The organism is Streptomyces diastatochromogenes (genome assembly GCF_002242805.1).
Taxonomy (GTDB): Bacteria; Actinomycetota; Actinomycetes; order Streptomycetales; family Streptomycetaceae; genus Streptomyces; species Streptomyces diastatochromogenes.
This window is the reverse complement of record NZ_MCGQ01000077.1, coordinates 1-6,764: the sequence shown is the minus strand read 5'-3', so window position 1 is coordinate 6,764 and position 6,764 is coordinate 1. Positions and strand designations below refer to the sequence as shown.

Genomic DNA, 6,764 nt, shown 5'->3' with positions numbered 1-6,764 from the left:
CACCAACCGCCCAGCCCGCTGCCGTGGTCCGACCCCTGCGAAGCGGCCCGCGATCCGCGCCATCGCCTCGAAACAACTCACGATGGTCAACCGTGACCTCAGCCGTGCCCATGCCGGCTCCACCAGCGCTATCGGGTGGCCCTCGCCGAAGTGGTCAGGCGGGGTAGCCGACCGCCAGCCGCACGGATACGGTCAGCCCATGGACCAGGATGAACGGCTGCTCCACGCCTCGTCGTTCGGCGCAGCGGCGGTCGCATACGCCGAGCACCGTCCGGACTACGCGCATGCCGCGGTGCGCTGGGCACTCGAGTCCGCGCCCGGACCGCGCGTGCTCGACCTCGGCGCCGGAACCGGCAAGCTGACCGCCACGCTGGTGGCGCTGGGTGCCGAAGTCGTTGCGGTCGAGCCCGACCCGGCGATGCTGACCGAGCTTCGCCGCTCGTTGCCGGATGTCCGTGCTCTGTCGGGTAGTGCCGAGGCGATACCGCTACCGGACGCGTCCGTGGATGCCGTGCTGGCCGGCAACGCCATGCATTGGTTCGACATGGCCGTCGCGGGACCCGAGATCGCCAGGGTCCTCGCACCCGGCGGCACCCTGGCCGGCCTGTGGAACGTCATGGACGACCGCGTCGAGTGGGTTGCCGGGCTCGCCAGGGTCAGCGGGAGCGCGGCCATCGGCCCGCGTGACACGCCCACCAGCTGGCGCGCCGAGACGGCCGACGCACACCTTCCGAAGACCGGCGTGGCCGCCCGGTTCGGCTCGCCGGAGCAGGCCGAGTTCCCGCACGGACAGCGCCGTACCGCCGACTCCCTCGTCGCGACCATTGCGACGCGCGCGGGAGTGCTGGTCATGCCGGAACAGGAGCAAGAGGCCACGCTGAGCCGGATCCGCGCCTTCCTTGCGAGTAGACCGGAGACCGCCCGCGGTGCGTTCACCCTCCCGATGCTGACCGGCGTGCTGCGCGTCCAGCGGCTGTGAAGCATCACGTCGACAAAGATCGATGACACGCCGCACGCCGTCTCACCAAGACGGCTCATCCGCAGTCTCATCCGGCACCGTCAGTCGGTCCACATCGCTCGGAGAGCTGCAGCGCTGTCCAACGCCAACTCGCGTGCTCGCTCGCCACTTGAGGCGCCCAGATACAGGTGACAACCACCCCTGAGCGCGCTGATCAGAAGCTCTGTGCTGACGGACCACTCGGATGCGGCAGGCGCGTCTTCGAGGCAAATCGGCCGTTGTCCCGCGCTTCGCGCGAAGATGCTGCACGTCAGCCTTGGTCCGACCTGGACAGAGCCTCGGTGATCAAGCGGGTGGCGAAGTCGCGGTCGTCGGAGATCCGGTTGATGCGCTCCGCGAGCAGGACGGCCGTGGCTTCCAGGGGATTCATCTCGGCGTCGGTCCAGCGTCCGTACTGTGCGCGCCACAAATTGGGGCTCAGGCCGGTGCTCGCGGCGACGAGCAGGCCGGCCATGGTGGGGATGACCTCTGGACGGAAGGTCTTGGGCATCATGCGCATCGTGGCCACGAGGGTGGGCAACAGGTACTCGATGACGTCCTTGTCGTGGTCCTCGCAGGCCGCCCGCAGCCACTCCATGAACATGTAAATCAGCGTGCACACGCCGTCCAGCAGCGCATCGACCCCCGTGGGGCCCAAGGAGGCAGCGAACTGGTCGACCATCTGCTGCTGTTCGGGGTCGGTCTCAGTCCTGCTGTCGTAGACGGCTTTGAGCCGGGAGTCGATCATCATGAGCGCTGCGCCCACATCGCCGACAGGAGCGTACTTGGGGTCACAGGGCGATGACACAGGACTCCTCCTCATGCGACCGCAGCGGGTAGCGCGGCATATCCATACGGTAGACCGCCGATCGGACGGGGGTCTGGTGAATCCCGATGGAGGGCCTTGTGGTGGCTGCACCACTCAACTTTCTACGTGGTGATCGTGGACGATGACTTGTGGGCGCTGATCGAACCGCTGCTGCTGCCCTGGAGAAGCGGTCGCCGGGGCCGAGGCCAGTGGATGAGGACCTGCCGGCGGCGCGTGGACCGCTGGCAGCGGGCCCGCCCGTCACCGGACGACCCGGCCGGCCCCGACGGCGGGCCGGAGTGCCTCCTGGGTGACAAGGCGTACGACTCGAAGGCCGTGCGCGGTGAGCTGTGACGCCGCCGCTTCTAGGCGGTGCTCTCCCGCAAGGGCTCCCCGAACATCAAGGGCCCGGGCAGGCTCCGCTACGTCGTCGAGCAGACCATCGCCCTGCTCCACCAGTTCAAGCGCCTCGTGGTCCGCTGGGAACGACGTATCGAACTCCACGACTCCTTCCTCTCGTTGGCGTGCAGCCTCATCTGCTGGAGACGCCTCAAGAAGACCGGATCATGGTCGCCTTACGAGCTCATAAGAAATGAATTGAGCGAGGCGGCGCCCCGCTGCTACTTTCGCGGTGGACCGTGAAGTCGTCGTATGGAGGTGAGCCCCGTGAACACAGTTACCCATGGGTGCTCCCTCAACCCGTCACGGTCCGGCGGCTGACGTTCGGTGTCGCCAGGAGCGCCTGAGATCGAGGCACTCCTGGGAGGAGACTCCGATGAACACAAAGCCTTTCACATCTGGCCTGAGCGAGAACGCGGTGATGATCACGCGCGTCGCGGACAGGCAATGGCATGCACTGGATGACGACCTGGTGGTCGGCCGCGGGCATGCGCAGCACCGGCCCGACGGACGCTTGTTCGTCAGCATCGACGCCTGGCACGACGCCATCTTCGACCGGCTCGCCGAGGCGATGCTGGCGGAACTGCCGGCGCCGCTGTACACGGTGGTCGACGAAGCCGACGTCGACCTGACGGCCGGCTGGCGGCGGGCGGGTTTCACGATCCGGCGCCGCGAGTGGGAGTACGACGTGCCGACCGACCCGCGGGTGACAGGCCTCGAAGCAGTCCTGCCGCCTTCGGGCGTGACGATCGTGCCCGCCGGTCAGGCGGACGAGAGTCTGCTGCGGGCGGTGGACCGTGCGATCCGTGACGAAGTCGAGGCGACCGTCGGGTGGCAGTCGATGCCCGCGGAGGTGATTCCCCGCCCCGAAGGCGACACCATCGTCGACCCGTCGAAGTACGCGGTGGCCGCGGCGCCGGACCGCTACCTGGGCCTGATCCGGGTGGTGACGGTGAACCGGCCGCGCATCGGGCTGGTCGCGGTCCGGGCCGGCGAACAGCGCCGCGGCATCGCGCGGGCGCTGCTGGCCCACGCGCTGGGGACGCTGCACCGCTCCGGGTTCGCCGCGGCCTGGACCGAAGTCCACGAGTCCAACCAAGCGGCCTCGGCGCTGTTCGAGGGCATCGGCGCCCGGCCGATGAGCAGCAACCTGGAGCTGGTGCGATGACGAAGAACAAGAACGTCATCGAAGTCGAGGGCAAGGTCGTCGAGTGCCTGCGCAGCGCCATGTTCACCGTGGAGCTGGAGAACGGCCACCAGGTGCTCGCGCACATCAGCGGGAAGATCCGCAAGAACTACATCAAGATCATGCTGGAAGACCGGGTGCTGGTGGAGCTTCCGCCGTACGACCTGACGCGCGGCCGGATCGTGTTCCGGTACCGGAACTAGCGGCGGTCGGCACCTTCCGCGGTAGCTGATCCTGGGGCCCCGGTCACGACGTTCCGTGACCGGGGCTCCCATGACGGCTCGAACGGCCGCGTCGGCCACCACTCCAGCCGCCGCCGGCAGGTCTGGCCCGGGCCGAACCCCAGCTCCAGGGGCAGCAGTACAGGGCCGTTCAACGAGATCGTGTGACGAGCTGGTGGGGAATCGACAGCGAGGTCGTCCACGGGAGGCACGAGCAACACCACTGCACGGAGGCACCACATGGTCGCGATCTGGGCCGGCATCGACAAACGGGCTGCCCAGGCCGTCCTCGCACTCGCCCGCCGCCGCGTCAACGTCCTCTGGGTTCTCCTACGCGACTGCCGGTGCTACGAACTGTCGCCGCCCAGTGCCCTCGCGGCTTGACAGACCGGCGTCGGGAACAGCCTCCGTTCTCAGCTGACAGGCGGGCGGCGACCGGTCCAGGGGTGTGCGAGTTCCAGGGTGCGAGACACCTGGAGCAGGAGGTCCTCCCGCCATGGTGCGGCGACGATCTGGATGCCGACGGGCAGGCCGGTGGCCTCGTCGTGGTGGACGGGGAGGGAGATGGCCGGCTGGCCGGTCACGTTGAACACCGACGTGAACACCCCCATCGGGTAGCTGTTCAGCAGGGCCCTCAGGGGATCGTCGTGGGTGCCTGCCCGCCAGGCACCGACGAGCGGCGGAAGGCAGGCCATCGTCGGCGTGACGAGGAGGTCGAAGCCGGCGAGGAAGCCTTCGACGATGCGCCGCGACAACTGCTGGGTCTTCCGCACCCCTTCCGCGTACGCCCACGAGTCGATCGCTCGTGCCGCCTCACGCAGGGCGCGATTGTGCGGCTCGACACGGTCCGGCTCCGCGAGCGCGATTCCGGCACCGCCGACGTTCCACAGGGTCGTGAACGCCGCGACCAGCTCGTCGGTCGGCGGCAGCGGAAGGGGGGTGTCGACGAGGTGCTGGCCGGCCGATTCGAGCGTCCGAAGAACGACGTCGACGGCTGCAATACAGGCCGGGTGCACGCGTATCCCGTCGATCGGGGAGTCGGTGAGCGCACCGATCCGCAGCCCGGTCGGCATGTCCGCCCTCATCGCGGCGGCGAAGGACGTGCGAGGCGTCGGAGGCGACCACCACGCGGCCGGATCATGGCGCGCCAGCACATCGAGGACCGCCGCGGTGTCCGCCACCGAGCGGGTGAGCACGCCGCTGGTGGCGAGACCCTCCACCTCCACGGTGGCGTTGGTGACCAGGCCGCGGGTGGGTTTGAGGCCGACCAGGCCGTTGCACGACGCCGGGATGCGGATCGATCCGCCGCCGTCCTCCGCGTGGGCGATGGGCGCCATCCCGGCGGCGACGGCAGCGCCCGCTCCGCTGGATGACCCGCCGGGCGTACGATCCGGGTCCCACGGGTTGCGCGAGATGCCCAGGGCGTCGCTCTCGGTGAAGGGCAGGCTGCCGAACTCGGAGGTGGTGGTCTTGCCGAGCAGGACGAAGCCCGCGTCCATGAACCGTCGCATGACCGGGTCCGACGTCTCGGCCGGTGCCTGCCCGGCGCCGGCGGACCCACGGGTGGTGGGCCATCCGGCCACGTCAACAAGGTCCTTGACCGGCAGCGGGACACCGTGGAACGGCGGGAGATCTTCGGCCGACGCGGCCCGCGCCACTGCGTCGGCTGCGGCCGACGCGGCTTTGCGGACGTCGTCGTCGGCCCGGTGACAGAACCCGTTCAGCCGGGGGTCGAGCTGATCCATCCGCTCGAGAAAGCAGTCGGCCACCTCGACCGGGCTCACCTCCTTTCGGCGGATTGCCGCGGCGAGTTCGACGGCGGGCGTGAACGGGTCGATCGACGAGTGCATCACGAACGGTCCTTTCCGGTCCGGGTACTTACCGTGGCCGTCAGCGTCGTCGCGTCTCGGACGGCGCGTCTTGGACGAATGTCGCGTAGCTTGGCGCCATGCGCTCCGCTGAGCCGGCCCAGGACGCCGCGTCGGTGTGGGACATCGCCACCCCGTCGCGGCGCGGCCGGCTGCCGGGGGTCAGCATGGCCGGATTCCGCGCCCGTACGACCGACCTCGTTGACCTGGGCGTGGTTCCGTACCCGGCTGTCACGGTGGCCGTCGATCTGGGCGACGGACCGCTCGTCGTCGACGACTTCAGTGGCCGGCAGCAGAGCGGCAGCGTCGTCGTGGGGCTTGCGTCCGGTGGCGTTCGAGGGCGCGGCCGGGACATCGAGTGCCTGCAGGTGCGGCTGTCGCCGCCGGTCGCGCACGCGGTGCTGGGCGCCTGCTCGGAGTTGGGCGAGACGGTGGTCTCCCTCGACGACCTCTGGGGCCGCGACGCCGCGCGCACCCAAGAGCAACTGCGTGCTGCCGGGTCATGGGACGACCGGTTCGCGATAGCGGAGGCCGCGCTCGTTCGACGACACCAGGCAGGCCGAACGGTCTCGCCTGAGATCGCCTTCGTGTGGGGGCAGATGGTGACGAACCTGGGAGGGGTTCGGGTCGAGCGGCTGGCAGCCGAGGTCGGCTGGAGCCGTAAGCGTCTGTGGTCCCGGTTCCGGGCCCAGATCGGTCTCAACCCCAAGCGCGCCGCTCAGCTTGTCCGTTTCGACCACGCGGCCCATCGTCTGGCCGCCGGTCACAGCGCCGCACGGGTCGCGGCGGAGATCGGCTACGCCGACCAGTCCCACCTCCATCGGGATGTCATGGCCTTCGCCGGTGTGACGCCCACGGCCGTTGCGGTTGCGCCGTGGCTTGCGGTCGACGACGTCGCGTGGGCCGCCCCCGCATACCTGTCCAAGTCTTGACCCAGGAGCTGGACCAGGCCGCCTTGAAGGGTGACGAGCAGCTGCTGGACCTGGGCCGCGGTCACGGCGCGGTGCTGATCGAGGCGGTAAGGCGGTTGCCGACGGGACACGTCGTGGGCGTGGACCTGTGGGGCCGGCTGGTCAATTCTCCCCAAGCACCCTCATGGCCGCTCAGCCGGCGGTGAGGATGCGGCAGATGTCGCCCTCGGTGCAGGTAGCGGGGTCGGTTGCGGAGGCGGTGCGGGTCAGCTCGCGCAGCATGGCGCGGGTCGCTTCCAGTTCGGCGATCCGGTGCTCGACGTCGGCGAGGTGCCGGTCGAGGAGTTCGGTGACGTGACCGCAGGGCGGATGGC

The 6,764-nt window shown here is 69.5% G+C and carries 11 protein-coding genes; 8 read left to right on the top strand and 3 right to left on the bottom strand.

The window, feature by feature from the left end; all coding sequences use genetic code 11:
• Window positions 1-199: 199 nt before the first annotated feature.
• Window positions 200-979, top strand: coding sequence for a class I SAM-dependent methyltransferase (locus BEK98_RS45060; protein ID WP_094222638.1), 780 nt, complete (start codon window positions 200-202; stop codon window positions 977-979).
• 289 nt (window positions 980-1,268) lie between these two features.
• On the opposite strand, the gene BEK98_RS45055 is transcribed toward BEK98_RS45060, so the two are convergent.
• Window positions 1,269-1,805: a hypothetical protein gene (locus tag BEK98_RS45055; protein ID WP_094222637.1), complete on the bottom strand. Its 537-nt coding sequence runs from the start codon at window positions 1,803-1,805 to the stop codon at window positions 1,269-1,271.
• Window positions 1,806-1,940: 135 nt separating this feature from the next.
• Between BEK98_RS45055 and BEK98_RS49355 the strand changes: the two genes are divergently transcribed.
• The 5 genes from BEK98_RS49355 to BEK98_RS49345 all read left to right on the top strand — a co-directional run bounded on the left by BEK98_RS49355 (window position 1,941) and on the right by BEK98_RS49345 (window position 3,995).
• Complete coding sequence (locus BEK98_RS49355; protein WP_167444434.1) at window positions 1,941-2,159, top strand: hypothetical protein; 219 nt, start codon at window positions 1,941-1,943, stop codon at window positions 2,157-2,159.
• Between the two features lie 18 nt (window positions 2,160-2,177).
• Window positions 2,178-2,447 (top strand): hypothetical protein, encoded by a 270-nt coding sequence (locus BEK98_RS49350; protein WP_167444433.1) that lies wholly within the window; start codon window positions 2,178-2,180, stop codon window positions 2,445-2,447.
• Window positions 2,448-2,580: 133 nt separating this feature from the next.
• Window positions 2,581-3,372 (top strand): GNAT family N-acetyltransferase, encoded by a 792-nt coding sequence (locus tag BEK98_RS45045; RefSeq protein WP_094222635.1) that lies wholly within the window; start codon window positions 2,581-2,583, stop codon window positions 3,370-3,372.
• Entirely contained in the window at window positions 3,369-3,593 is a 225-nt protein-coding gene (infA, locus tag BEK98_RS45040) for a translation initiation factor IF-1 (protein WP_010981942.1), read from the top strand. The genes BEK98_RS45045 and infA overlap by 4 nt, the downstream gene beginning before the upstream one ends.
• Window positions 3,594-3,851: 258 nt before the next feature.
• On the top strand, window positions 3,852-3,995 hold the full coding sequence (locus BEK98_RS49345; protein WP_167444432.1) for a hypothetical protein: 144 nt from the start codon (window positions 3,852-3,854) through the stop codon (window positions 3,993-3,995).
• Between the two features lie 29 nt (window positions 3,996-4,024).
• Here BEK98_RS49345 and BEK98_RS45035 read toward each other — a convergent pair whose 3' ends face one another.
• Window positions 4,025-5,461: an amidase gene (locus BEK98_RS45035; protein ID WP_094222634.1), complete on the bottom strand. Its 1,437-nt coding sequence runs from the start codon at window positions 5,459-5,461 to the stop codon at window positions 4,025-4,027.
• A gap of 98 nt (window positions 5,462-5,559) precedes the next feature.
• Here BEK98_RS45035 and BEK98_RS45030 point away from each other — a divergent pair, with 98 nt between their 5' ends.
• Both BEK98_RS45030 and BEK98_RS45025 read left to right on the top strand, forming a co-directional pair.
• Entirely contained in the window at window positions 5,560-6,411 is an 852-nt protein-coding gene (locus tag BEK98_RS45030) for a helix-turn-helix domain-containing protein (protein WP_208643415.1), read from the top strand.
• On the top strand, window positions 6,408-6,596 hold the full coding sequence (locus tag BEK98_RS45025) for a class I SAM-dependent methyltransferase (protein ID WP_143684253.1): 189 nt from the start codon (window positions 6,408-6,410) through the stop codon (window positions 6,594-6,596). The genes BEK98_RS45030 and BEK98_RS45025 overlap by 4 nt, the downstream gene beginning before the upstream one ends.
• Here the strand turns inward: BEK98_RS45025 and BEK98_RS45020 are convergent.
• Window positions 6,583-6,764: MerR family DNA-binding protein (locus tag BEK98_RS45020; RefSeq protein WP_167444435.1), on the bottom strand; the 182-nt coding region annotated here is incomplete at its 5' end. The two genes, BEK98_RS45025 and BEK98_RS45020, sit on opposite strands and share 14 nt — an antisense overlap.

Bases quoted from the DNA above. Each gene is read 5' to 3' on its own strand.
- BEK98_RS45060 (WP_094222638.1), top strand. From the start codon at position 200: ATGGACCAGGATGAACGGCTGCTCCACGCCTCGTCGTTCGGCGCAGCG.
- BEK98_RS45045 (WP_094222635.1), top strand. From the start codon at position 2,581: ATGAACACAAAGCCTTTCACATCTGGCCTGAGCGAGAACGCGGTGATG.
- infA (WP_010981942.1), top strand. From the start codon at position 3,369: ATGACGAAGAACAAGAACGTCATCGAAGTCGAGGGCAAGGTCGTCGAG.
- BEK98_RS49345 (WP_167444432.1), top strand. From the start codon at position 3,852: ATGGTCGCGATCTGGGCCGGCATCGACAAACGGGCTGCCCAGGCCGTC.
- BEK98_RS45035 (WP_094222634.1), bottom strand. From the start codon at position 5,461: ATGCACTCGTCGATCGACCCGTTCACGCCCGCCGTCGAACTCGCCGCG.
- BEK98_RS45030 (WP_208643415.1), top strand. From the start codon at position 5,560: ATGCGCTCCGCTGAGCCGGCCCAGGACGCCGCGTCGGTGTGGGACATC.